At 43.5% G+C, this 25,875-nt stretch carries 25 protein-coding genes; 10 read left to right on the top strand and 15 right to left on the bottom strand.

The genetic code is table 11. The features are described 5' to 3' along the window. Positions 1-340: 340 nt before the first annotated feature. From R8O10_RS03415 to gcvP, 3 genes are all read left to right on the top strand, one after another. Positions 341-1,636: a serine hydroxymethyltransferase gene (locus R8O10_RS03415; protein ID WP_005376430.1), complete on the top strand. Its 1,296-nt coding sequence runs from the start codon at positions 341-343 to the stop codon at positions 1,634-1,636. Between the two features lie 52 nt (positions 1,637-1,688). Beyond that, positions 1,689-2,069: a glycine cleavage system protein GcvH gene (gcvH, locus tag R8O10_RS03410; RefSeq protein ID WP_005376432.1), complete on the top strand. Its 381-nt coding sequence runs from the start codon at positions 1,689-1,691 to the stop codon at positions 2,067-2,069. Positions 2,070-2,195: 126 nt separating this feature from the next. Further along, positions 2,196-5,060, top strand: a complete 2,865-nt coding sequence (gcvP, locus tag R8O10_RS03405) for an aminomethyl-transferring glycine dehydrogenase (RefSeq protein WP_136977136.1) — start codon at positions 2,196-2,198, stop codon at positions 5,058-5,060. A 241-nt stretch (positions 5,061-5,301) separates the two neighbouring features. On the opposite strand, the gene R8O10_RS03400 is transcribed toward gcvP, so the two are convergent. The 3 genes from R8O10_RS03400 to R8O10_RS03390 form a co-directional block, all read right to left on the bottom strand. Then, complete coding sequence (locus tag R8O10_RS03400) at positions 5,302-5,703, bottom strand: VOC family protein (protein ID WP_005388788.1); 402 nt, start codon at positions 5,701-5,703, stop codon at positions 5,302-5,304. 250 nt (positions 5,704-5,953) lie between these two features. Further along, positions 5,954-6,781: an MBL fold metallo-hydrolase gene (locus R8O10_RS03395; RefSeq protein ID WP_225452537.1), complete on the bottom strand. Its 828-nt coding sequence runs from the start codon at positions 6,779-6,781 to the stop codon at positions 5,954-5,956. Positions 6,782-7,047: 266 nt separating this feature from the next. After that, positions 7,048-7,953 (bottom strand): LysR family transcriptional regulator, encoded by a 906-nt coding sequence (locus R8O10_RS03390; protein WP_136977139.1) that lies wholly within the window; start codon positions 7,951-7,953, stop codon positions 7,048-7,050. A 93-nt stretch (positions 7,954-8,046) separates the two neighbouring features. Here R8O10_RS03390 and R8O10_RS03385 point away from each other — a divergent pair, with 93 nt between their 5' ends. The 3 genes from R8O10_RS03385 to R8O10_RS03375 all read left to right on the top strand — a co-directional run bounded on the left by R8O10_RS03385 (position 8,047) and on the right by R8O10_RS03375 (position 10,460). Beyond that, on the top strand, positions 8,047-8,958 hold the full coding sequence (locus tag R8O10_RS03385) for a DMT family transporter (protein WP_047104114.1): 912 nt from the start codon (positions 8,047-8,049) through the stop codon (positions 8,956-8,958). A 195-nt stretch (positions 8,959-9,153) separates the two neighbouring features. Then, positions 9,154-9,615: a carboxymuconolactone decarboxylase family protein gene (locus tag R8O10_RS03380; RefSeq protein WP_042520770.1), complete on the top strand. Its 462-nt coding sequence runs from the start codon at positions 9,154-9,156 to the stop codon at positions 9,613-9,615. Between the two features lie 104 nt (positions 9,616-9,719). Then, a complete protein-coding gene (locus R8O10_RS03375) occupies positions 9,720-10,460 on the top strand; it encodes a helix-turn-helix domain-containing protein (RefSeq protein ID WP_170960428.1) in 741 nt (246 codons plus the stop codon). A gap of 79 nt (positions 10,461-10,539) precedes the next feature. Here the strand turns inward: R8O10_RS03375 and R8O10_RS03370 are convergent, their stop codons facing one another. The 4 genes from R8O10_RS03370 to R8O10_RS03355 all read right to left on the bottom strand — a co-directional run bounded on the left by R8O10_RS03370 (position 10,540) and on the right by R8O10_RS03355 (position 13,708). Further along, a complete protein-coding gene (locus tag R8O10_RS03370; RefSeq protein WP_062731000.1) occupies positions 10,540-11,067 on the bottom strand; it encodes a YcxB family protein in 528 nt (175 codons plus the stop codon). Positions 11,068-11,290: 223 nt separating this feature from the next. Then, entirely contained in the window at positions 11,291-11,551 is a 261-nt protein-coding gene (locus tag R8O10_RS03365; RefSeq protein ID WP_005376453.1) for a DUF5062 family protein, read from the bottom strand. 82 nt (positions 11,552-11,633) lie between these two features. Continuing rightward, positions 11,634-12,710, bottom strand: a complete 1,077-nt coding sequence (locus tag R8O10_RS03360; RefSeq protein WP_318191100.1) for a threonine aldolase family protein — start codon at positions 12,708-12,710, stop codon at positions 11,634-11,636. A 137-nt stretch (positions 12,711-12,847) separates the two neighbouring features. Then, a complete protein-coding gene (locus tag R8O10_RS03355) occupies positions 12,848-13,708 on the bottom strand; it encodes an immunity 49 family protein (RefSeq protein ID WP_258481980.1) in 861 nt (286 codons plus the stop codon). Positions 13,709-14,064: 356 nt separating this feature from the next. Here R8O10_RS03355 and R8O10_RS03350 point away from each other — a divergent pair, with 356 nt between their 5' ends. The 3 genes from R8O10_RS03350 to R8O10_RS03340 all read left to right on the top strand — a co-directional run bounded on the left by R8O10_RS03350 (position 14,065) and on the right by R8O10_RS03340 (position 17,498). Further along, a complete protein-coding gene (locus R8O10_RS03350) occupies positions 14,065-14,679 on the top strand; it encodes a PolC-type DNA polymerase III (protein ID WP_165401653.1) in 615 nt (204 codons plus the stop codon). Between the two features lie 173 nt (positions 14,680-14,852). Further along, positions 14,853-16,613, top strand: coding sequence for an ABC transporter ATP-binding protein/permease (locus R8O10_RS03345; RefSeq protein WP_053349140.1), 1,761 nt, complete (start codon positions 14,853-14,855; stop codon positions 16,611-16,613). Between the two features lie 492 nt (positions 16,614-17,105). Next, the gene (locus R8O10_RS03340) at positions 17,106-17,498 is read left to right on the top strand and encodes a hypothetical protein (protein ID WP_213915778.1); all 393 of its coding nucleotides are present in this window, start codon (positions 17,106-17,108) and stop codon (positions 17,496-17,498) included. Positions 17,499-17,538: 40 nt separating this feature from the next. Here R8O10_RS03340 and R8O10_RS03335 read toward each other — a convergent pair whose 3' ends face one another. The 4 genes from R8O10_RS03335 to R8O10_RS03320 all read right to left on the bottom strand — a co-directional run bounded on the left by R8O10_RS03335 (position 17,539) and on the right by R8O10_RS03320 (position 21,182). Further along, a complete protein-coding gene (locus tag R8O10_RS03335; RefSeq protein WP_017820976.1) occupies positions 17,539-18,543 on the bottom strand; it encodes a metal-dependent hydrolase in 1,005 nt (334 codons plus the stop codon). 328 nt (positions 18,544-18,871) lie between these two features. Then, a complete protein-coding gene (locus R8O10_RS03330; RefSeq protein WP_005388759.1) occupies positions 18,872-19,330 on the bottom strand; it encodes a hypothetical protein in 459 nt (152 codons plus the stop codon). 93 nt (positions 19,331-19,423) lie between these two features. Further along, positions 19,424-20,452 carry a phospholipase A gene (locus R8O10_RS03325; RefSeq protein ID WP_053349142.1) on the bottom strand — a complete coding sequence of 343 codons (1,029 nt, stop codon included), beginning with the start codon at positions 20,450-20,452 and terminating at the stop codon, positions 19,424-19,426. A 226-nt stretch (positions 20,453-20,678) separates the two neighbouring features. After that, positions 20,679-21,182 carry a DUF2938 domain-containing protein gene (locus R8O10_RS03320; RefSeq protein ID WP_047101474.1) on the bottom strand — a complete coding sequence of 168 codons (504 nt, stop codon included), beginning with the start codon at positions 21,180-21,182 and terminating at the stop codon, positions 20,679-20,681. Between the two features lie 84 nt (positions 21,183-21,266). Between R8O10_RS03320 and R8O10_RS03315 the strand changes: the two genes are divergently transcribed. Then, positions 21,267-21,674, top strand: a complete 408-nt coding sequence (locus R8O10_RS03315) for a helix-turn-helix domain-containing protein (protein WP_031778925.1) — start codon at positions 21,267-21,269, stop codon at positions 21,672-21,674. Between the two features lie 72 nt (positions 21,675-21,746). Here R8O10_RS03315 and def read toward each other — a convergent pair whose 3' ends face one another. The 4 genes from def to R8O10_RS03295 all read right to left on the bottom strand — a co-directional run bounded on the left by def (position 21,747) and on the right by R8O10_RS03295 (position 25,586). Continuing rightward, on the bottom strand, positions 21,747-22,253 hold the full coding sequence (def, locus tag R8O10_RS03310; RefSeq protein ID WP_047101472.1) for a peptide deformylase: 507 nt from the start codon (positions 22,251-22,253) through the stop codon (positions 21,747-21,749). A 234-nt stretch (positions 22,254-22,487) separates the two neighbouring features. Next, positions 22,488-22,952, bottom strand: a complete 465-nt coding sequence (locus R8O10_RS03305) for an ABZJ_00895 family protein (protein WP_017635325.1) — start codon at positions 22,950-22,952, stop codon at positions 22,488-22,490. Positions 22,953-23,490: 538 nt separating this feature from the next. Further along, positions 23,491-24,936, bottom strand: coding sequence for an AGE family epimerase/isomerase (locus R8O10_RS03300; RefSeq protein WP_047101469.1), 1,446 nt, complete (start codon positions 24,934-24,936; stop codon positions 23,491-23,493). Between the two features lie 107 nt (positions 24,937-25,043). Further along, on the bottom strand, positions 25,044-25,586 hold the full coding sequence (locus R8O10_RS03295; protein WP_047101468.1) for an AAA family ATPase: 543 nt from the start codon (positions 25,584-25,586) through the stop codon (positions 25,044-25,046). Between the last annotated feature and the right edge of the window lie 289 nt (positions 25,587-25,875).

Genomic DNA, 25,875 nt, shown 5'->3' with positions numbered 1-25,875 from the left:
CATTGTGCATGAAGCACATAGTGGATAGAAGTCCACCAAGTGAATTAAAGCGTGCTCTTGTTAACAAATTTTGAAATCTTGTTTCCTATAGGAAATTTTTGGTTGATTGTTCCCGCCACAGGCGCTATGTTACCAACTTGTTAGATGTAGAGATGCATATTTCCGTAAGAGATTGGTAAAAGAAACACGCAATCCAACGGAGTTTTTGCCCAAATTTAGGGCCGGATGTTCACTCTGTTCTGCTACGCAGTTCAGCTGTTTTTGAGGACAAATGAACCACAACCGCAAATCATAACTCATCTATTGCGGGTTCATTTTCAGATTTGGAAGGTCAACTACCATGAATAAGAGTTACCCTAACCACAGCTTGGAAAACTTTTTCTCTACCAACCTCTCTGCGACAGATGATGCTGTCTTTGCTGGAATTCAAGCGGAATCCGCTCGCCAAAACGAACAAATCGAACTTATCGCTTCAGAGAACATTGTTTCTAAAGCGGTAATGCAAGCTCAAGGCACATGCCTAACAAACAAATACGCTGAAGGCTACCCAGGTCGTCGTTACTATGGTGGTTGTGAGCACGTAGATACAGTGGAAGCCATTGCTATCGAACGCGCAAAAAAACTTTTCAATTGTGAATACGCAAACGTTCAACCACACTCAGGCGCACAAGCAAACGGCGCAGTAAAACTAGCACTGCTTCAACCTGGTGACACCATTCTTGGTATGTCTTTAGACGCAGGTGGTCACCTGACGCACGGTGCACGCCCTGCACTTTCTGGTAAATGGTTTAATGCAGTTCAATACGGTGTTGATCGCGAAACACTGGAAATCAACTACGAAGATGTTCGTGAGCTAGCACTTGAGCACCAACCTAAAATGATCATCGCAGGTGGTAGCGCTATTCCACGTACTATCGACTTTGCAAAATTCCGTGAAATCGCAGACGAAGTAAATGCAATTCTTATGGTCGACATGGCACACATCGCCGGTCTTATCGCAACAGGCGCGCACCCTAGCCCACTGCCACACGCACACGTTGTTACGACTACAACACACAAAACATTGCGTGGCCCTCGCGGCGGTATGATTCTTACTAACCACGAAGACATCATTAAGAAAATCAACTCAGCCGTATTCCCTGGCCTACAAGGTGGCCCACTGATGCACGTTATCGCAGCCAAAGCGGTCGCATTTGGTGAAGCGCTTGGCCCTGAATTTAAAACTTATATTGATTCGGTGATCAATAACGCAAAAGTCCTAGCGGAAGTATTGCAAACTCGCGGTTGCGACATCGTAACTGGTGGCACAGACACGCACCTAATGCTGGTTGACCTTCGTCCGAAAGGGTTGAAAGGCAATAAAGCAGAAGAAGCTCTAGAGCGTGCTGGGATCACATGTAACAAAAATGGCATCCCATTCGATACAGAGAAGCCTATGATTACATCGGGCATCCGTTTAGGAACGCCTGCGGGTACAAGCCGCGGCTTTGGCGCTGAAGAATTCAAACTCATCGGTAATTGGATTGGTGACGTACTGGACGGTTTAGTGAACAACCCTGAAGGTGACGCAGAAGTTGAAAAACGCGTTCGCAAAGAAGTAAAAGAACTTTGCAGTCGCTTTCCTCTATACCAGTAAACGATTTTTTGAAATCATAATAATTCCTGACAAGTTATTCGGAGATTAAGCAATGGACAAAACACTGAAGTTTGCAGATAGCCACGAGTGGGTACGTGACAACGGTGACGGCACAGTAACAATTGGTATTTCTGAGCATGCACAAGAAATGCTAGGTGACGTGGTATTCGTTGACCTACCAGACGTAGAAGACGAAGTTGAAGCAGGTGAAAGCTTCTCTCTCGTTGAATCTGTAAAAGCAGCGTCAGACATCTACGCACCAATCACTGGTGAAATCGTAGAAATCAATGAAGAACTAGAAGACAGCCCAGAGCTAATTAACGAAGAGCCGTACGAAGGTGGCTGGATCGTAAAAGTGAAGATGTCTGATGTATCTGAACTAGATAACCTGAAAGACGCAGACGAATACCTAAACTCTATCGAAGAAGAGTAATTAGGATGTGACGAAAGCTGTTCCCTAGCCTGTTTAGAGAACAGCTTTTTTTCTAGGTTCGGACGTATAATTTAATTTATCAGTAACGCAAATCCGTTACCCGAACCAAGGAGTAGGTAAAGGACAATGACTGAATTACTTCAAAGCCTCAGCACACAAAACGAGTTCGTTGCTCGCCACAATGGACCAAACAAATCTGACCAACAGAAAATGTTGGAAGCGATCAACGCAGTTAGCCTAGATTCGCTTATCGACGAAACCGTACCAGCACAAATTCGCCTAGAGCAACCAATGAGCTTGGCAGAAGCGAAAAGCGAAGCAGACATGCTGGCAGCAATGCGTAAGTTCGCCGATCAGAACCAAGTTAAACGTACATTCATTGGTCAGGGTTACTACAACACCTTCACGCCGAACGTGATTCTACGCAACGTGATGGAAAACCCGGGCTGGTACACTGCTTACACCCCTTACCAACCAGAAATCTCACAAGGTCGTTTAGAAGCACTTCTAAACTACCAACAAATGGTGATGGATCTTACTGGTATGGAAATCGCGAACGCGTCATTGCTCGATGAAGCAACGGCAGCAGCAGAAGCGATGACACTTTGTAAGCGTGCGGGTAAAAGCAAGAGCAACGTATTCTTCGTTGCTGACGACGTTCACCCACAAACCATCGAAGTGGTAAAAACTCGTGCGAAATTCATCGGCTTTGAAGTCTTGGTTGGTTCTTTAGAATCACTACCAGAGCAAGACGTGTTCGGCGCACTAGTTCAATACCCAAGTACAACAGGTGAAGTTCGTGACCTAACGGACATTATCGCTAAAGCGCAAGCAAACAAAACACTAGTGACTGTAGCAACGGACCTTCTTGCTTCTACCCTACTTAAACCTGCTGGTGAAATGGGCGCAGACGTAGCAATCGGTTCAGCACAACGTTTTGGCGTGCCGATGGGTTACGGCGGTCCACACGCTGCCTTCATGGCAACACGTGACAAGCACAAGCGTACTATGCCAGGTCGTGTTATCGGTGTTTCTATCGATACTAACGGCAACCAAGCACTGCGCATGGCAATGCAAACGCGTGAACAGCACATCCGTCGTGAAAAAGCGACATCAAACATCTGTACTGCTCAAGCACTGCTAGCGAACATGGCGTCTTTCTACGCGGTTTACCACGGCGCAGAAGGTCTACGCACGATTGCTCGTCGTACGCACCACATGACAGCCATCCTAGCCGCTGGCCTAACTAAAGGCGGCTTCGAGCTTGCTCACAACAGCTTCTTCGACACCATCACTATCAACACAGGTGCACAAACTGAAGACCTATACGCGAAAGCACTAGCCGCAGACATCAACCTACGTAAGTTGGGTACTCAGCTAGGTGTGAGCTTCGACGAAACCACAACCGTGGCAGATGTAGAAGCCCTATTCGCAGTATTCGGTGTGAAAGAAGAAGTCGCAGCACTATCAACTGAAATCGCAGGCAACGAGTTTGCAGCCATTCCAGAAGCATTGCGCCGCACAACAGAATATCTAACACACCCTGTGTTTAACACGCACCACAGCGAAACACAGATGATGCGTTACCTAAAACAGCTAGAGAACAAAGACTTCTCACTCACGCACGGCATGATCCCACTGGGCAGCTGTACGATGAAGCTGAACGCAGCAGCAGAGATGATCCCAGTTACTTGGCCTGAGTTTGGTTCGATCCACCCGTTCGCACCAGCAGAACAAGCAGCTGGTTACGCAGCACTCGCAAAAGACCTTAAAGAAAAGCTATGTGAAATCACTGGCTATGACGCATTCTCACTACAACCAAACTCTGGTGCATCGGGTGAGTACGCAGGCCTTATCGCGATTCAACGCTACCACGAAAGCCGTGGCGAAGGTCACCGCAACGTATGTTTGATCCCAAGCTCTGCGCACGGTACTAACCCTGCGACAGCATCTATGGTGTCAATGAAAGTGGTTGTGGTTAAGTGTGATGAAGAAGGCAACATCGACATCGACGACCTAGCAGCGAAAATCGAGAAACACAAAGACAACCTATCAAGCGTTATGATCACTTACCCTTCTACGCACGGCGTTTACGAAGAGAAAGTGAAAGAAGTGTGTGAAATGGTTCATGCCGCTGGCGGTCAGGTTTACCTAGACGGCGCTAACATGAACGCGCAGGTTGGTCTAACATCACCAGGCTTCATCGGTTCAGACGTTTCTCACCTAAACCTACACAAAACCTTCTGCATCCCGCACGGTGGTGGCGGTCCGGGTATGGGTCCTATCGGTGTGAAATCTCACCTAGCTCCTTTCTTACCAGGGCATATTGAAGACGGTGTAGAAGGCGCAGATTTCGCAGTATCAGCAGCAGATATGGGTAGCGCTTCTATCCTACCTATCTCTTGGGCTTACATCGCAATGATGGGCGAACCTGGCCTAACAGATGCAACAAAAGTAGCAATTCTGAACGCAAACTACGTGATGGAAACACTTCGCCAACATTACCCTGTTCTTTACCGTGGCAAAAATGGCCGCGTAGCGCACGAATGTATTATCGACATTCGTCCGCTGAAAGAAGAAACAGGTATCAGCGAAGAAGACATCGCGAAGCGTCTAATGGACTACGGTTTCCACGCGCCAACTATGTCGTTCCCTGTAGCGGGCACGCTAATGGTTGAGCCAACGGAATCGGAAGATCTAGAAGAGCTGGACCGCTTCTGTGATGCGATGATCGCTATCCGCGAAGAAATGGAGAAAGTGAAAAACGGTGAATGGCCACTGGATAACAACCCACTTGTTAACGCGCCACACACACAAGTTGATCTTTCAGCTGAAGATTGGGACCGCCCTTACTCTCGCGAGATTGGCTGCTTCCCGTCTAAAGCGACCAAATCTTGGAAGTACTGGCCAACGGTAAACCGCGTAGATAACGTATACGGCGACCGTAACCTAATCTGTTCATGCCCAAGCATCGATAACTACGAAGATTAATTTTTGTAGTCTCTAAATCGACAAAGGCGAACCGTTTGGTTCGCCTTTTTGTTTTTGGTGTGCCGCCCTAACACTTGTTGATACATCGAGAAGGAATGATGGCTAGTTATTGTTTGCACAAAAGTGATTTAGAAATACAGTAACTTCTGAGAACCTTTGAATTAGCACTAATATCTCAGAGCCTTAAAGGCTTGTTGGAAACTCCTCATGAACACTATGCTATGCAGGTGCTATGTAGTTTCTAGTTCAGTTGCAGTAAGTCCCATTTATTACCATAGAGATCTTGGAACACCACCACTGTCCCGTATTCTTCCACACGAGGCTCTTCATTAAATACAACACCATTTTTCTTCATCAACTCGTAGTCACGCCAAAAATCATTAGTTTGCAGAAACAGGAAAACACGACCACCTGTTTGATTTCCTACTGCATGCGTTTGCTCCGGTGTACTCGCTTGAGCTAAAAGTAGGTTTGTACCATTGGAGTTTGGAGGAGAAACTTGAACCCAGCGTTTACCACCACCTAGGTTGGTATCTTCAACCAGAGTGAATTGAAGTTTTTGAGTATAGAATTCGATAGCATCGTCGTAATTTTCAACGACTAGAGCAATGTTTCCGATTTGCTGCTGAACAGTTTTGGCCATGATGATTTCCGCTGTGTCAAAACGCTAATTGTACTCTATTTTGAGACTTTTCTAGAAAGCACATAACGCCTTGCAAATGTGTAAGGCACACAATACGAATGCTTACGCACGGCGCCTTTGCCACTAGAACCTACAAACAATATAGCTGCCACCAGTGTCGAATCTTGATTGAGCAACTTATTAAAGCCTTAGCTATAACTCAAGAGCAAATCTCTAACCTAATAAAGAAGGCTGCTCGTATACCACGGTATTATAGTTCTTCTAGTTTTCCCTTAGCTAAATCTTCTTGTTGCTTAAGGAACATGAAGAAGTTTGCCTCACTGATAAACGGGTTACCGCTTGTGCCGAGCTTCTTCCTATTTTCAAAAAGGAAATTTTTATGTGGATGGTTCGAAAGGTTAACGTTCACAATAGGTGCCTGTAGTGAAATTTTTCTAATTTTCTCCATGCTAGTCAGGAACTGGCCAATAACTTCTGGATCATTGCTACTTACGCTATGCCCACCAACGATAAAAGCACGATATTGTTCGCCATTATCTTCAACAGTGAAGTCTAAGGAATAATCACCTTCCGTGTGGCCAGGTGTGAGATAGAACTTAAACTCATGTCCACCAATAGCCATAGAGCTATCGCTTTTTATCTCTATGTCTAAATTTGGAGGAAGGAACTTGTTCTCACCTTCGCTTTTGTTTGATTGCTGTATAGATAGTTCATGAGCGCTTTTGGTCATCACGACTTTGGAACCATACTTCTCTTGAAGTAACTGGGCGCCTCCAACGTGGTCAGAATGCCCATGAGTTACCAATATGTGCGTTATTGGCTTATCTTTTAGCCCTAGCTTCTCTAGGTTGATAGGTATCCACTCAGAGTAAGGGAAGTCAAGCGTATCAATGATAACAAGTCCGTCGTCTGTAGCAATGGCATATGATGAGACCCACTTGTCTCCTACATAATAGACATTATCAAACATCTGAAATGGTTCTACATAACCGTTCTTATCATTCATTGCTGGAACATATTGACTTAAGGAAGCAAAAGACGAAGCACTGAAAAGTAAACCTACAATAATTTTTTTCACGAAATCACACACAAATATATCCTTAATAATTTCTTATAGAACCTCGCGGATGAGAAAGCTCTAAACGATTTTCAGACGCAAATACAACTGCAAATACTTTCTACTTAGCTTTAGTTTTAGCTGACCGAATCACTTGTAAACTCGAATCCCATTAACTGCCTATGTATTCATGATTCTTTTAGAGGTTAAATAAATGAACTCAATTGAAGCAGAGTCATGAAGCTTCAATTGAGGTTACCGGCACAGCACAATGTGATAAACCTCTTTCAAGCAAACATTTGAATGCGATTTTTCCAATTTAAGACATGTTCAATAAATGCATCAACTCTTGCAGGCCTTTTATCGCGGTCTCGATACATAATGAATACTTCTTTACCCGAGCATTGCCATTCTGGCAACAAAGGCAGCAGGTTATGTTGATCATGATTTAGCTCATGAAAGTAATAGGTTGGAATCCACGCAATTCCTAAACCATGGATGACGGCGTCTCTAACTAGCAGTACATCATTTGAAGTGAATTGAAACTTTAGCGGATGATCAAATGTTTCATTGGTGATTTGATTAACTAATTTCCATTGGCTGTCGTTGTTTACCGTAATTAGGCGATGATGAACAAGTTGTTCTGGATGGGTAATCGGTTGGTGTTGTTCTAAATAGCTTCGTGATGCACAAAGCGCAAATGGAATCGACCATAATTTCTGAGCAATCCAGTCTTGTTCAATAAGATCACCAAGACGAAAACTAACATCGACACGGTTAGATACAAGATTGATTTTTTCATTCTGTACATCTAAATCGATACATATCTTCGGATGTTGCTCTGCAAATTCATAAACGCACCGCTTTAACCACATCTGTGTCATGTTAATTGGCGCTGATATTTTGATCGTTCCGCTTAAAGACTGACGCTCAGTCGCAATTCTCGATGTCACATTATTTAAGCTAAGAAGTAACGGCTCACAGAGTTGATAATATTTTTCGCCATCAGTTGTTAACGCAAAGTGGTGTGCACTGCGGTTAAATAGTCTGCAATTTAAGTTTATTTCCAGCCTTTTTAACTTCCGGCTTAGCGTGGCTAACGGGACATTAAGACACTCAGATGCTTGTGTTAGGCTTTGATAGCGAGCAACAGAAACGAATAACAAAAGGTCATCCAAAGAGTGACGTTCCATATTTGGGATTAACCCTCTTAAATTTGGCTATTAAAAATCAAATATGAAATATATAGCATTATCGCGTCAAGTTAATTTTTATCAGGAAGATCTATGTCTAAGCATTTATCAATTTGGTGCGGTGTTGTTGTCGCTATCTTTTTTTGGTCTAGTAACTTTAACGTAATAAAGGCTATTAATAGCGATGTCTCTCCTTTGGATTCAGCGACGTTACGATTTTCCGTTGCAGCTTTAATACTCTTACTGATAAGAGGAACTAAACGCTCTCCATATGGAGCCAAACTCACACGAAAAAGTATGTTGTCGTTGTTTGTTATAGCAACCGTGGGTGTAACTATCCAAAACTTCTCTATTTTCTCTGCAATGAGCTTTACTACCCCAGTTAACGCAGCGGTTGTTCAGGCAAATCTACCACTTGTCACTATCTTGTTGTCGGGCTTTATTCTCAAAACTTCCATTTCGGTTAAAACTATTTTAGGTGCACTAATCAGTTTTTGTGGAGTGGTAATCGTCATTACAGGGGGAAATATTCATTCTATTAGCAGCAATAGTAATATTGGTGATCTATACATGTTATTTGCTTTAATTAGTGGGTGTTTATACACAATTCTAGCGAAGCGTTTAACATCTCATATCCCAGTAACTCAGCAGTTACGTTGGGTGTTAAGTATTGGTGCCATTCAAATGGTCGCTATAGCGATGTACCACGGCGACTTTAGCCGTAGCTTAAATGCCATAACATTTAAAGACCTATCACTAATAGCGTACATGAGCCTGTTTGGCACTTTGATCGCTTATTACTTTTGGATGAAAGGCGCTATCGTTCTTGGTCCAGATAAGATGTCTCCATTATTTAATATTATGCCGGTATTCACTCTACTGATTTCGTTCATTTCTGGTGAGCAGGCTCAATGGGAAAATGTTTTAGGCGTCTTTATCGTTGCGGCTGGTGTGTATATAGGTAACTCAGCACCTTTTGCTCGTTTACGGAAGGTGGTGGAGTAAAAATAGACGCCAACCTTAAGTCCATTATTTAGAGCAATACTTTGTTAATTGGCATAAGTTTTCTTGGTTTCCAATAGGTACACTTTTCGCTTTCGTCGTTCACTCTTTTATCTAACTTTATTGAGTACATGTCGAAAATCTTCAATCTTTTGCTAAGAGCGTTTTTTACTATGTAAAAAACAGAGGAGAATGACCATGAAGAAACGACTCAACTATATTGAAGTAGCGCCAAAAGCAATAGAAATCCTATACGCTCAGGAGGCTTACTTCCATGAACAATTTAGCCAATCAGAAACCATGAACATGATCATATGGGAACTGGTTAAGTTACGCATATCGCAAATCAATCAATGCGCATTTTGTATCGACATGCATAGTAAAGATGCGCTTCAGTTAGGTGAAAAGCCGGAACGCATATGGGGGCTTAGTGCATGGAAAGATATGCCATTCTACAGCGATGCAGAACACGTTGCACTAGGCTGGGCTGAACTACTAACTGCTGGCCTACCAGTAGATGATGATACCTATCAGCTGACCTTGAATACCTTTGGAGAAGAAGCTATGGTCAACCTAACAATTGCGATCAACGCGATCAATAGTTGGAACCGAATAGTTAAGGCATTTAAGCCAAAGGTTGGAGTCTATAAACCTCGATAATTCTATTTGACGGTTCTTACTTGTAAGCCGCTGCTTATACCTCAACTTAATAGGATGAAAAGTACATGTGTATCACTTTCTCATTTAAGTTGAGGTTAAATAGGATGATTCATTTGAACTTAGAATTTGATATTTTAAAACCTCAAAAGGCTTTAGCTGGCTATGTTCAAGCCATTTGGTCAGCATCCGTCAAACCTGATACGACGCAAACCGTACGTAAACAATTACTCAGTGATGCTGGTACAGGTGTGGTATTCATTTTACAGAATGAAGTACAAATGGATGGTGAGTGGCAAACGCCAGGGGTTGTCCTACTGCCTATAAGCATTCTGGCACATCAGGTCTGCCTACCGCCAGGCGCGGTGATGACTGGCGTACGCTTTCATCCTGCTGTTGGTTATCAACTATTTGGTAAACGTCTAGAACAGCTATTGCGGATTCAAGACGACCACCCTTTGGCTTCTTCTGCGCTAGCAACATTTGAGTCTCTGCAAACAGCGCGTTCGCCATATGCAAGGATTTCTACGTTATATCGCTGGGTTCAAACACTGATTGAGGAATATGAACCGCAGTATGTCGGCCACATTATTGACCAACCTACAGGGACCATCAGTCAGCGCCAGAGAGAGCGCAATTTTCAGAAATGGTTGGGGATTACTCCTAAACATTACCAACGCATTAAACGAGTGAAGCACACTTTAGAGCAACTCCGAGCGCAACCCGATCTTACTTTATCGGAGTTGGCGCTGGAGCAAGGTTTTTCCGATCAAGCACACATGACTAGAGAGTGTAAGCAGATTGCGCGCATGACACCGAAGCAGTATGTCCGAAAGAGAAACCTCTAAACCTTATTAGCTTTCTACATCAAACCCCATTGATTCAGAATCGACCATATACTTGTTACAATGTTCGATCATATATCACCTACTTTTTCGATCGCTCATTCCAGCTTGATGTGAGTTGGTTAGCTCGCTTTTGATGCCGCTCTACCATAAACGCGATCACTTCTTCGTTTAAGCAAGATTTGCTGATGTATTGGCGTTGTTTACCAAGGTGAAGGATAAAGCCCAAATCAGTTTGTTCGAGTTGGTCGATATCATTCCAAGCGAGGCTGCGGTCAACTTTACCGCTTTTGTAGCGCACGCCATCTGCATTCACTTCAAACACCACTTTACTGCCGCGGCTTGAGCTGATGGTTTGACGCCACAGCCACCAAGTTCTTTTGAAGTAAACGCTGCACGCTTCAATCACACTCAATACGATAAAGAACCAACCGACGTAACCGTTAGGTAGCAGTTCAAACTCCAATAAAACCACACCAAAAATTAGAAAGAGGATCCCTTTCAAATACGCTTGCGGGAACTTAACTGGCTGGCTAGTTTGATCATAACACTCAGCAAAAAATGGCTTGTCGAGTGTGTATTCTGTAGTGAATTCGAAATCTTTAGACATGTATGGTTACTTCAAGGCTTCTGTAAATGAGTATTCTTGGTTGCACTCTTGCAACGCGAGCATTGTAGCGCTTCTCTGGCTTTATCTTTAGCCCTTTTGATGCTGTTTTGTAAATCAATGATAACGAAACATTAGAAGACCTCGGTGCACTCGCCAAGATCAAACAAGGCGAACCATTTGGCTCGCCTTGTTAATTAATGACCTATATGACTTATGAGGTTTTCTACTTTAGAGGGTCGTTGTCTGGCAATGCACTGTGTATCCAGACTGCCAGTCGGTGTTTGATGCTTGCGCCGTCTAGCTTGCTTTCCGGTAATGGGGTGATCTGTTTGGCATCAACCAAGAATAGGTAAATCGCTTTTACTCTTAGAGGTTGTGGTGACTGAGGAAGGTCAAAGCCTTGTAGCTTCGCCATCTTCCCACCAATCTCTAGTGCCTTCTTAACCAGTTTGTCTTCATTGTGAAGTTTGGAGCTTTTTGACATTGATAAATCCTCTTCTTCGCTTCAATTAAGAATACATGAAGTGCCACGTATGGCGTGTTAGTAAGCTCGCATATTGATAAGTTTATGCCTTATTACCGAGTAACTGATTGAAAAACGACCTTAATTCGTCATCACCAAGATTGAGCAGGTAGTCACCAACATACCATTCAATGATCGATTGATTTGGATGTGCCGTGACTTGCGGGTTACCAAACCAAATGCCCTTTTCCGTGGCAAACGTGTATTGGAGTTCTTTCAACTCTTCGCAGCTAAATGGCAGGATAAGGTGCAACATGTTTGCTTGAGGCTGGGTTGGTCTTACCGCCAAAGTTGGGAACTCTTTAATGATCTTGTAGATCTGCTTTGTTCGCTCAAACAGAGCTGGCATTTGTGCCAACCTTTCATCAAACTGCATCGCCGCAGACACCACATAAGGTGTTCTGTGATACAGGTTGCCACCTTGGCGCTTCATCCACATTGAGGCCAGTTCAATGAACGCCTTTGAGCCAAGCAGCATAGAGCCGCCCATGCCGTTGATGCCTTTGTAAAGTGAAACATAGGTCGTATCAAAACTAGCGGCGATCTCGCGGTATTCTTTCTGATAGTAAGCTGCGGTTTCCCATAGTCTTGCGCCATCCATGTGGAGATGAATGTCATTTTCGGCGCAGTACGTTTTAATTTCTTCTAGTTCTTGCCATGAAGGTAGCTGACCGCCAATTTCTCGCATTGGGAGTTCATAAAGAACGGCTGCGATTTCATCCGGCCACGCAGTGAGATCCTCAAGCTTCCATGTTTGATAAGGGTTCCCTACTGGCAAAATACTAAAGCGATGTTGAAGCTGATAACCTTGTTTTTCATGCACCGGAATATGGCTAGATGCGTGCATGGCGACAATAGGATTACGCTTTTGTCTTGTGACAATTTCAAGCACCGTTGGTTGCGTCATCGTTCCTGTTACAACAAAAAGCCCTGCCTCGTAACCCAGCAGATCGGCAACCTTTTGCTCGAACGCTTGAATCGTTTCGCCCTCGCCGTAGACATCGTGATTAACGTTGTTTTCTCCGCACCACTTCGCCATTTTCGCAAAGTGTTCGGCTGGAGAATCTTCTTTATTACCGGAGAGATGGGTATGACAAAGCTGTTTTAGGTGGGCACTCATTGTTCTGTCCTTTGAATCAAAGTTTCAACAATGTAACTTGTTAAAACGGAGGCGTAAACTGCATTTTCGCGATGCATTTTCTGCTTATGCTTCCATGCTGAACCTCCGATTGGACATAGATTTAACTTAAGAGTGATTTACGCAGAACGAAGATCATGCTCACCGTAAACAAGCCATTTCGGTAAATATGCGGCTTCTGGAATCGTCCAACCATACTTATCGTATGCCAATGCAGCAAGACCAGTCAGTTTCAGAGAAACATTTCCTTTTGGCGAATAGCGAACATCTTCATTCATGTAGAACTGGTAATGCGCCTCTAACGCATCCCTCAGTGCTTCTTGATAATGCGCCTCATCGCCATCGATAATGGCAACAAACACATTCACAAATGGAATAAACAAAGAGTGTACATATGGCACTCTGGTTGATTCTAAGTATTGCGGGGAGGATTTCTCCATCACAGTTTGCAATAACTCTGGTAACGCTGATGAATTGCTAAATACACCGTTAACGAACTCGACTAGCGCAACATCGAATGGATCTTTTAAACGCACTAACGACTCATCCATGATGGTCATCAGCTCTACGCAGCGCCAATCTCTCGCGGCCATCGCTAAACAGATTTCATCCAACCAAGCATCCATCGTTCCCCCTGCAATAGAACGGTTACCTACTTCCGAAAAATGTCGGTGCCCAACGGAGAATTCAACCACTTTGTCTGAATGATTGGCCAGCAAGTACACGTTATTCAGTAACTCAAGCGCTCTTTTTATATAAGCTGGCGAGGCCTGATGTTGTCCGTATTTTGAAGCAGTGAAGAATGAATCAAGCGAATACCAAGCGTCGCCTTTCATTCTTTTGAGAGGTTGCTGATAAAAAGATTGTTTTTCATCAAGCATTTCTTCCCAGAAGTTGTAAAAATCTTCATCTTCCTCACGAAAAATACGCAATTTTCTTTCTTCAGGTATCTCTAAATAATGATTCTTCATTGCTTCCATCGTTCCCTAGCCTCGCATTATAAGTTGTTCTAATTTTTTGCCGTGATGATATTCATACTCAAAATCAAGCCGTGAATGATGCCGAAGTTAATTTATAAAATCAATTTATAATCAGTATGTTGTATCGAAAGTTAATGCTTAACTGAAATGAATCGAAAAGCCGAAAAACATTTGAAATATAAGGCTACCGCACAAGCCGCGATGGGTAAGCCAGAACGTACCTGTCCATAAACAGTGGACGACGAACACTGACTTTGTGGAGTAAAGATAGACAGATATTCACCATTGTGTTCGCCTTTCTTTTTCTGTCGCTTTCGATAATACTCTTGCGCAATATTACTCAGCTGGAAAATTTTATGCCTCAAGCAAACTCTGTGGTCGTACTCGACTTTGAAACCACAGGTCTCTCTCCTACTTTAGGTGATCGCGCAATAGAAATTGGTGCAGTAAAGTTAGTCAATGGCGAGGTTGTCGATAGTTTTCAGCAACTCATGAATCCCGGTTTCAGAGTGAGTTCTTTCATTGAGAACTACACCGGCATTACCAACAATATGTTGCGATCGGCACCAAGCTGCGAAGAGGTAATGGCGTCATTTAGTGAGTTCATTGCAGGCGAAAACCTTATCGCTCACAACGCGTCCTTCGATAAACGATTTTTAGATGCGGAGCTTGAACGAATCAACTGTGGTTATTCGGGTGAGTTTGCTTGCTCCTTACTAGTGGCAAGACGGCTCATTCAAGAAGCCCCATCACATAAGCTAGGTGAACTTGTTCGCTATAAAAATATCGACAACGACGGTGTTTTCCACCGAGCACTAGCCGATGCGCAAATGACAGCCAAGCTTTGGCTCTTAATGGTCGAAGGGATAGAAAACTCAGGCATCGAAAAACCAAGTTTTAAGTTGATGCAAACGGTCAGTAAAACAGCTAAAGGAAAAGTCGACCTGCTACTCGCCAAAAGCCGTGCGTAACACCCTCCGAACTAAAAGCGGATTCTAGTCTCTTCGACGTTTAAGTGATTTTCGATATACATGCGATATTGGTTATCCCAGTTAATTTCCTAATCCGAAAGCGGCAGTTCGCTGGTCTCACCAACCAAACTGGCTTACTATGCCAGTTACCTAAAACGCTTTGTGAGTCACTCATGAGCAGAAAAAATAACAAAAATCTCAGCATTCTTCTTAAACTCAACACCTTTATTGCACCTTATAAATGGCGGGTTGCGGCAGCCTTGGTTGCCCTTGTCGCGACAGCAAGTTTGACGTTATCCGTTGGCTATGGAGTGCGCATTCTTATCGACCAAGGCTTTGCTCAGCAATCATTGCAAGAGCTCACCAATGCGATTCAGTTTATTGTCGGTGTCACATTGTGTATTGCCATTGGGACTTTCTTTCGCTTTTACCTTGTCTCTGCCGTAGGTGAGCGCGTTAGTGCGGATATTCGCCTTGCGGTGTTTAACCATGTGATTACGCTGCATCCGAGCTATTTTGAGACTAACAGTAGTGGCGACATAATGTCGCGCCTGACTACCGATACCACATTGCTGCAAAGCATTATCGGTTCATCGTTCTCAATGGCGATGCGTAGCGCTTTGATGTGCTTTGGTGCCATCATTATGTTATTCGCTACCAACGTTAAGCTCACGCTGATTGTGCTTGCTTCTGTGCCTTTGGTTTTGGTACCGATTTTGTTTTATGGACGACGTGTGCGTGCGCTCTCTCGTCAAAGTCAGGACTCAATGGCTGATGTTGGCAGCTACGCTGGAGAAGCGATAGAACATATTAAAACCGTGCAAAGTTTTAGCTCAGAGTCGCATGAACAAGCGGCTTTCGCTGTCGAGGTGGAAAAAGCTTATGAAATAGGCAGACAGAGAGTAAAACAGCGAGCGATCCTGATATCAGGCGTTATTGTGATTGTGTTCAGCGCGATTGCAGGCATGCTTTGGGTAGGCGGCAGCGATGTGATTCACGGAAAAATGTCTGCGGGTGACCTAGCCGCATTTGTGTTTTATGCCATTATGGTTGCCTCATCGACTGCAACCATTTCCGAAGTCATGGGTGAATTGCAAAGAGCCGCAGGTGCTACCGAACGGCTGATTGAGATCCTTCAAGTAGACAGCGATATTAAAGCGCCGAACAACTATTTGCCTGTCCGTTCCGACATGCCTGCTGAGGTTAACTTTAATTCGGTGAGTTTCAACTACCCTTCTCGACCAAATCAACCAGCAATCAAAGAATTAAATCTAACCGCTGAACAAGGAAAAGTGTTGGCGTTGGTCGGCCCTTCTGGTGCAGGTAAAACAACACTATTCGAACTGCTGCAACGCTTTTATGATCCGCGAAAAGGGCAAGTGTTATTTGGTGGTGAAGATATTCGACAGTTCGACCCAAACGAACTTCGAAGTCAAATGGCGCTCGTACCACAACAACCAGCGCTGTTTAGCCATGATGTTTTCCATAATATTCGCTACGGTAATCCTGAAGCGACGGATGAACAAGTTATCGAAGCCGCGAAAAAAGCCCATGCCCATGAGTTTATTGAGAAGCTTCCCGAAGGCTATCACAGCTTTTTAGGCGAGCGCGGCGTTAGGCTATCGGGCGGACAAAAGCAGCGTATTGCGATTGCTCGCGCGATTCTAAAAGATCCAAAAATCTTACTGCTAGACGAAGCTACCAGCGCCCTTGATAGTGAAAGTGAACATCACGTTCAGCAAGCACTTGAAGCTCTAATGAAAGGACGCACAACGCTGATTATTGCTCATCGTCTTTCGACTATCCAACATGCGGATAAAATTGCGGTGCTCGACAATGGCGAGTTAGTCGATGTTGGTAACCACCAATCATTAATGCAAAGCTGTGAGTTGTATCAGCGACTTGTGGCATTGCAATTTAAGCACTTGGAGTAACGCCTAGTTAAGCGTTCAAAAGTAAGCAAAGGCGGACCAAATAATTTAATAACAGGAGTTTAACGATGTTTTTGTGTCAGTCCAGCGAGCCTTGGCGAGACTAAGAATCTAGCTCTGAGTGGTTAATGAGATAATTTAGACCATGAAGAGCTAGGATAGAAGATCCCACATCATGTCCCATCGTCGCTGTACAAGGTGACGAAATACAAAAGATGCCACTCGCAGTTAAACGAGCGGCATTAAACCAAGCAGCTCGCCTTTTAACAAAGGAATTCCAGTAAGAATCCAGTAACCAGCGTATTCTCCCTTCAACTAGAAACACTCGTTCACAACTACCATATAAAAACCATTCAACTTCATTTGTAACAATCTAGGTTTCAAAAATAGGAAATCATTGCTGAAAAAGTTTACCGCGTTTTGTGTTGCTATCTATGGTTACAATGTTTGAGACATCAATGCCTTTAAACCAAGCAACACAAAAGCGGCACCGATATGAACAGCGAAGCGAAACAACTATTTTCTTATCTATGTCAGCGATACGATGCGCTTTCTCAAGAGCTTGAGTCTCGCCCTTTTCCTGAATTTTCTGAGACTATTACTCATCCTCTTGGGAACTGTTTAGTCCGTTGCCCAGCAGGTAGCCAACGCTTTTCTATTGTAGCAGTCAACTTTGCACCCTCCGTTCGCGGGCAAGGCGTGCTTACTGCATTTATCGACTACATCAAAAGCAATCCTTACCACTACCAAGGTGTTGAGGTTGCAATCATTGAAAACAAGAACTTAGCTAAACGGCTTTTGTCTCTTGGCTGGAAGTACAAGTCCCTGTTTGGCAAGATTTTCTTCGCTAGCAAGCCGACCCTAGTAAAGGACTTTCAGTCTGCGTAATAGTTATTACGAAACCGCATCGACATCCAAAGTAAAACCATCACTCAAAATCCGTAAGCATGTTGAAAAAAACTTGGCGATCTTCTGCAGTACTTCCTCGATGAGCAGTGTATTCAACGTGCGCGTCTGCGCTGGCTTTTGGGGATAGATTGATTCCCCATAACGCATTAATTTGGTTTGGTACGATGGAATAACGCATATCAACAATTCGCATTTCATTATTCGGATCCGTCGCTACAAAACCATTTGAAAACCAACGGAAACGTTCGATGTCTCTTGCTTGTTGCGATTGCGGGTTTAGCCACGGAAATTGCTCTTTTATATTTAACTTTGGAGTTGATTCGCCAGGGTAAATTTTTATTGAACGCCCCACCCTTACGGCATCTACATAGTAGCTCTCTTCCGTTTCATAAATTAGTTTCCAAACCAAAAGATTGCTGAAACTTGGTTTGGCTTTTAATTGTATAGCGTTGTGTTGTCGCTCTTTGACGATTTCCCAACCAGCTACTTCTGCTCTATCTCGTTGTATCGTTCCAAGACTTAGGTAAGCCAGGCACCACAAAAATGCAATGCGGGCATAGTTTGGGCTTCGCTTCAGTGCAACAAACAAAAGCAATATTAAAATAGGGAGTGTGAACGCGGGGTCGATTACCGAAATAGTGTTCCAAGCATAACGCGTGTTGCTTATCGGCCATAGAAGCTGTGTTCCATAACTGGTGCATGCGTCTAATAACGCATGGGTACTATAACCAAGCGCGCAGTAAAACCAACTCTGCCGGAAGCTTAGTCCTCGCTTTTTTGCGAACAATGGATACAACAACAAAGCACAAATGAAACTACCAAACGGGATAAACAAGAGCGAGTGAGTAAATTGGCGATGGTATTCCAAATACAGCAAAGGATCAGTTGAAGAACGGATTAGCACATCTAAATCCGGAGCCATCCCAGAGACCACGCCCAACACGCCAACAACTGCAAGGTTTCGCTTGTTGCTCACCGCCAGTGGCAAAGCTGCACCCAATAAACCTTGCGTTAACGGATCCATCGTTCACTTCCTTTAGATAGATGAAGCTCAGCTGGAAAGCGTACACGCTCAATAGTCGATTCCAATTTAAAAACCAGAAGGTTCTTCGACATAAATTATCCGCATTTAAGTGGAAAACAATACACGACTTAGTCATGCATTTGCTTGTTTAGCAACAAACACCTTGATTTAGTGTAAGAAGGAATCACGCCGTTCGCTAGTGAACGAACAAATCTGAGTCTAGGCTTGTTTGGTATTTCAAACCCGAAGGTTTATCTGACGCAAAAAAACAAGGCGAACCCAATGGCTCGCCTTGTTTCTAATTTACTGAACGATAAACGACAGGTGTTTAGTCTTGAGGATTCTCTTTCGCGTTGATTTCAGCGTAAGTGTGCAGCAGCTCCGTCAATGTTTTTACCCACGCAAAAACATCCGAAGGTGCATTTTCGATTAGTTTTTCCACTAGAGCACAGTGTGTTTCTAGCGTGATGGCCTCTTCCAAACGGAATGAGATCGCGTAGAAATGCCAAAGCACCAATCGCGTCATTCGCTCGCTATTTTGCTTTGCGTTGTCTGAGTCATCAAACGCTTGTTGAATTTCACTCAGTGCGATTGCTGTCATGCGTAGCATTGCATCAAGACGTGCAGACAACATGCGGTCTTCACTATCCACTTCTTCTTGATCAAAAGTGAACAGCTCATTCATCACGTCTTCTGGCACCATTTTACTGATCATACGAGCACTAAACTCTTCCAGCTCATGGCGAGGCATAGTTACAAGACAATCGAAGGTGTAATCACGAAGCATAAAATCACTCTAGGTTAGAAATCAATTTCAGCCTCGCATTCTAAATATTGAAATTTCAATTGCCAGTGTTAATTTCTATCCATCTACGAAAAACTACAAAACACCGTTGATTGCAATACCAACACCAATCCGCTGCTGATTATGATCATAGTCGATCAAGCTCTTACCATAACCCGCTGAGTATTGTGCGTACCCCTGAACTTTGCCCCAAATCGGAAATGACACACCCAGTTCTGCAAAACCCTTATGTGTTTGAAAGTTCTGGCGACCTAAAAAGGTAAACTCGTAACCATTCCACTTGTAAGCACTCGATAGCTCAAAGTGTCCCATATAGTCTTCGATATCCGGGTTATCATCACCTTTGGGATCATTAGGCGATGTCTTTTCATCTTCAGGTATACGCCACCAAGGCTGGATAGAAACCGCAAAATTGTCTTTTGCAAAGGTTACGTTGGCATAGACACGGTTCCAACTGCGCGATAGCTCCTGTCTCTGACCGTTAGACTCATGTTCAATACCAAAACCTAACCAAGTCGAACCATCAAGTGGTTTCCAGTCTGTTGGGGTGTAGTAAAAAAGCTCTGGACGATAATTGGTTTCACGGAATGGACGAGATGCTGCACCCGTGTATACCTGCCAAAATGATTTAAGAGTCATTCCAAAAAACAGACCATCGCCATCAAACAACAAGTCATCATAGTTCATTGGTACTTTAAAACTGATTTGGAACTCCGCCTCTTCCTTACGCAGTTCATCGCCGTATTTGGTGTCGGCATACGCGCGTTTATTTACACGATCACTGTATGTAAACGGAAGAATATAGTTAACGCGATGCGCGACTAGGCTAAACGGTTCAAACGCGTTTTCTCGTTCTGATTCCAAACGCTTGTCGACCAAGCTTTCCTGAAGTTCTTCTGGCTCTTCAATTTCTGGATCAGCGGGCACTGTACTGGTTACTGTGTCAAGCTCACACTGCCCGCGAATGCTCTTTATGGTTTCCTCACCTTTGCTTTGCTTTATTTTGTCTAGCAAACATAAATCATAAGCACTGGCTGTTTCTCCCATCGCAACTGGCGCTGCCAATAAACTCAGTATTGATATCCCTGCCACTTTTGAAGCCATCTGAAACCCCTAATATTCTTTATGTCAAACCAAATAATTTTAGTTTTTCTTGGTAAACCGCTTGCCATTCTGACGTTAAGGCAATGTTAAATGTCCGCCGACTTTACGTCTTGGATAAATGCAACAGACTTTAGACATATCGGTCAACTATGATCAAAGCGCAAAAAACAACCAAGAGTTGAGCATCATAGATAAAAACCACTCGTTTGCATGATGCTCATGTTCTCTATGCAAAATACTGGCTCGTAACTTTGATTGCAAACCCGGCTATGAATAAACCCAAACCATAACCCAAATGCGCCAATGTGCTAAGAAAACGCGCTTTCCAAGGTGTTGGGGTTTTACTCGCAGCAAAACCAAATCCTAGACAAGGTTGAATGACCAAAAATGGGAAGATCAACGTTACCACGCCTGTAATTAAGCTGGGCATTAGACTGGGCTCTACCAACCAATGATGACCAAAAACAGTAACGTGAGCCAAAGCGAAAGTAACGCCGATGGCATAATGAAAAAACCAGCCCAGTGACTTTTCTCCCGGCATCGCCTCTGACGCCATAATTGGCGCATGCATAAACTTTCCTTGGGGCATGTACAAAACCCAGCGCGCAACCAACGCATAGTTTAATGAAGGAATACCAAACACTCTCCTTTGTAACCATGCCCATAAATCCATTATCAAAGTGGCACCAATCCCTATTAGCACCGCTTGCAATCCCATTAAAAGCAGCATTTTTCTCTCCTCAAGTTTTTGATTTGTTAAGGTCTTAGTTGCATGCTACAACTTAAAGCCAACTTGAAGTCAATGGGGAATAATATGGATATTGCAGAAGTGGTTAGAAAATCAGGATTGCCGACTTCAACGCTCAGGTACTACGAACAGCTGGGGTTAATTCGCTCGATAGGAAGGAATGGATTGAGACGCCAATATTCACCAGAGGTACTCAATACACTCAATTTAATTAGTTTGGGGCGTATCGCTGGAATATCGCTTAACGAAATGGCAGAAATGTTGAATCAATCAGAAGTTTCAAAGCCATATATCGATCGTGACTTACTAACGAAAAAGGCACTTGAGATTGATGAGCAAATAAAACGTTTGAAAGCGGTGCGAGACAGCCTAAACCATGTTGCCACCTGCCCTCATGAGTCACATATGGACTGTTCTTCATTTCAGAAGCTTATGAAGGTCGTAAAGCGTTATGTCCCCCAAAAACAGAGATAAACCACTCTCACTACCTTCCTATTCTTGATTTAAAAGGAAGTAACTCGACATGGAGGGTTACTTCCTCTCATATTACTTAGCTTTCGCTTTTACGTACTTCTTCACTTTTTTCATCGCCATTTTTTGCTTCAGCGGTGAAAGGTAATCAATGAACAAGTTACCAGATAGGTGATCAATTTCGTGCTGCATCACAATCGCCAAGAACTCATCGCTCTCGATTGTAATCGGGTTGCCATCACGGTCTAGTGCAGAAACAACAACTGACGTGTAACGCTCTACATCTGCGTAGTACTCAGGAACAGAGAGGCATCCCTCTTGACCAAGTGCTTTGTTTTCTCCGCTCACCACTTCTGGATTGACTAAGATTAAAGGATCATTGCGTTCGTCAGAGATATCGATGACAACAACCGCCTCTTTTCTGCCCACTTGGGTTGAAGCTAAACCGATACCATTGCCCGTTGCGTAAAGTGTTTCTAGCATATCGTCGATCAACGTTTGTATTGTCGATACATCAGTGACTTTTTCTGCTTTTACTTTAAGCCTTGGGTCTGGAATGGAGAGAATTTCGAGGACTGCCATACTTACCTTTCATATCTATAAATCGTAATTCGTGGCGAATTATACACACGTTTCTCGATACATAAACCTGCTAAGCTATCTTGCGCACAAGGCATAAACCATTAACTCAAACGACAACACAATAAATGGGTTTGCCTTTTAGACAAAAAATCCTACAAACAGGAAACTAAAACGCCAGCACATTATGGCTGGCGTCTTGTCATGATCCTAATTGAATCGTTTGTTGTATTTTATCTACTGACTTTCCTTGGCTTTGAGTAATACTCTAATCGCCATTTTCTCACCACTTTTTAAAATTAAGTAGGCGATGCCAATCGTTATTAGCATTATGATAGCAATAAAAATACTTACCCCACCGAGCTCAGATAATAAATAAAACGGAGAAATATCTAACGACATTAAGATAAGAGAGAACACTACCAAACTTGCTAAAGTCCACAGTAAAACAGCATACCATCTTGTTTTTGATGGCATTACATCTCCAGTCTTGTAGCCGAAGTAATAACCAACACTCATGGCTGGGATTAACGTGCTAAGAAAGCCTGTACCACTCATTTCTATCCCAACAATATATTCAATGGCCAACAGCAATGCAGCCCAACAAACGGACGCCAGACACAACAGAGACGTAACAAGAAGTACCGATGGTGGCTGGTTTATTTCTGATTCTGAATAGTTATTTTTTAATTCCACTTTCATTTCTTTCCATTTATTTGAATAAAATAAGCGTTTTAGATCATGCTTCCGCTTGGACAACCTAGAGAAACAACACCACAAGAAATACAACTTGTAGCTTTTTAAATAGTTTTATTTTCATTTAACCTAGATTCCAACTAACTGTTATTTTTTAAAACTAAACCCTCTCTCTCAAATTGTATATTCAATAAGTTTACTCATATGGGCCTAGTGCAACCATGTTAATACGTTCTATGTATCAGAAACAATTCATTTATTTCCAATGACACTAGTGAGATTATGCGACGTGATTGGAATCTCACTTAAGTTTTCATGGACCTATCGCGCTGAAAATTGAATCCTCTACCTGTCATAGAATAAAAAGCCGTCAAAACCAGTTGGTTCTGACGGCTTTTTGTAAGCGCCCCGTGGGCATTACCTACACCATTATTGCTTGAAGCTTATCTAGTGACAGACCTAGATAGCTAATAGTCGCACTTGCTGTCGGAGGATTTTATTGGCTTTTACGCGGACTTTAACCAACACATCACCATCGACCAACCTAAGGTCGAATATTGGTGAATGTCGCGATGGTGACTCCATCACTTTGTGACGACAACGATTTTACGTCTGCGCTAAAGTAATATGGATTAAGTGGCATTTTACTCTCGGCTAGTCGCGCGTAGTAAAGCTTGGCGGGCTGTTTTGCCATTTGTTGCGCGTACAAATACCCGACCAACGCATGTTCAAACTGGTGGTAACCATTTCCCCAATGGAACGCTTTGGTTGATTTAGGATTCAGACCAACACCTCCGTACTGATGATCCACCCACACGTCCATAAAAGTGGGTAACGTGTATTGAAGCGTTTCTTTCATCGAACCATCAACAAGGGAAACTGTCATTGCCGCTTGATCGAGCTCTGCCCATTCCCAAGACGAGCTATAGTGCTTGTATGGTCTTGATTGCCAAGCAGGAATGCTCTCTTGTGTCCATTTACTCTGCCATTCTGGTGAGAAGAGCGCTTTGACTTGCTCAAAGTTTTGCTGGTATTGCGCTTGTTTAAGTGTATGTTTCATTCCTTTGAAGCCAAACTCTGTCCAATTGGAATTCTCCAACAACTGACCAGTGAGATACGTCATCCAATACGCTTTGATGGTGTGTCCAAAATCATTGTGTTTCGCATCTGGCATCATTACCGCTTTGTGGTGTATCGCGCCATAAAAACGCCGCTCTTTGTCGGAGTGGTAGTTATCCAGCATCACTTGCGTCAGCCATTGCAGATCTTGTTTCCACTTGGCTTGCGCTGGCGGTGGTAAAAGTGGCGCCGTTAACAACAGGTAGCCATTAATTTGGTCAAGTTGAGCGACTAACTCTTGCTGCTTCTCACTTTCCCCATCACCATCTTTCAAAACCCACGCCAGACCGCGATCATCGCTTCGTCGGTATTGTTTAAATATAAACGCTTGCTGGTCGATAAGCGCTTGTTCAACCTTTGGATCTTGCGTCAAGTAGTAGTACATCGCCAAGCCCACCAAAGCGTAAGCTTGGTCTTGAGAAGTTCGCTGTTGCCACTCCATCCCCGGTTTTCCACTACGCGTAAAGCTCACGAAGCCGCCGTTTTTCTCATCTTGTAGATGATCAATCAGGTAATAAGCCCCTTTCTTTGCCAGCTCTAATGCTTGCTTGTCACCCGTAAGATGAAAAAGCACGCCATAAGCGTAAGTTTGGCGCGATTTCATGCGGGTGTATTCGCGATCGAAGTGCGGGCTAATCCACCCTTTGTTTAATTCTTCACACGGCTTTTGTGGGTCGAGAATGACACCGTTATCACAACGAAAAGTCGGAAAATTCCCCGCAGGTTGTCCATGCGCGCTTTCCATCATCCAATATGGGGCTAGGCCATTCGTCACATGGTTTAACCAATCATCCCCCGAAGGCAAGCCTACATCAGCAAAGCTGCTCATGCTCGTCGTTGCGAGCAATAAGGTAAGATATTTAAAAGACATAACACTCAATTAAGTTATTGAATTTTATCCAGTATAAATAACTCCCTTTACGCATATTGTTGTCGTGCTCACAATCGCCTTACGCATTTGTTTGCATCAATCATCTTTCAGCCTTGTTCGATGACTGAGCCGAGAATAAACGCTACTCTGTCTTCGACTGACATTTTGGGCACTTCGATCAATTGATAACCAAATTTGTGATAAGCGTTGACCATCTGTTGATACGTAGCCACCGCTTCAGAAAAATCTTGCTTTCGCTCTTCGTCATTGCTGAATATCGATGCCCAAGGTGGAAAAATGAACACTTGAGAATGATAACGAAGCGTCTGGCAATGCGTGATGAGCTCATGCGAGATTGGCAGTTGTTCCAACTTACTGTAGCCATATACGTCCACAATACTGCGATCAAAAAACACATTCCCTTGGTGGACATTGAAAGCTCGGTAATTGCTCACTTCTGCCTTCATAATTTCGTCTCGAAAAGCTTGTTTGTCATTCCAAGGTAATGCTGAACCGTGATTGGCAACCTGCGTTTGTATCACGTGACGACCGGTTTCTGGCGCGCAGATAAAGCCTTGTGTTTTTAGCTGTTCGATTACCGAAGTTTTCCCTGCACCGGGACCACCAGTGAATACGATGAGTTTATTCAAAATTGTTTCCTTATTTTTTGTTTGAGTGAAGTAATGCGTGTACAGCCAAGAAAATGGGCATCATCTGGCGTTTGAAATTGGCATTTGGCACGCCAGCGTTAAGCGAGATCGGTAGTGGGAAATTTGGGGAATAGAACTGGGCAGTGAAGAGATATACAAAGTAAGAACCGAAACGACGTGTTCATCGGTTATGGAAAACGGAGGAATGCTGAGTGAAGCAAGCTCGCCCAAAATACTGGGTTGGGAAATGGTGCGATTGGTTCTGCTAGTTAACGCGTCAATTGGATAT

This window comes from Vibrio sp. 1727 (genome assembly GCF_033344415.1).
Taxonomy (GTDB): Bacteria; Pseudomonadota; Gammaproteobacteria; order Enterobacterales; family Vibrionaceae; genus Vibrio; species Vibrio alginolyticus.
This window is presented reverse-complemented; position numbering and strand designations above follow the sequence as displayed.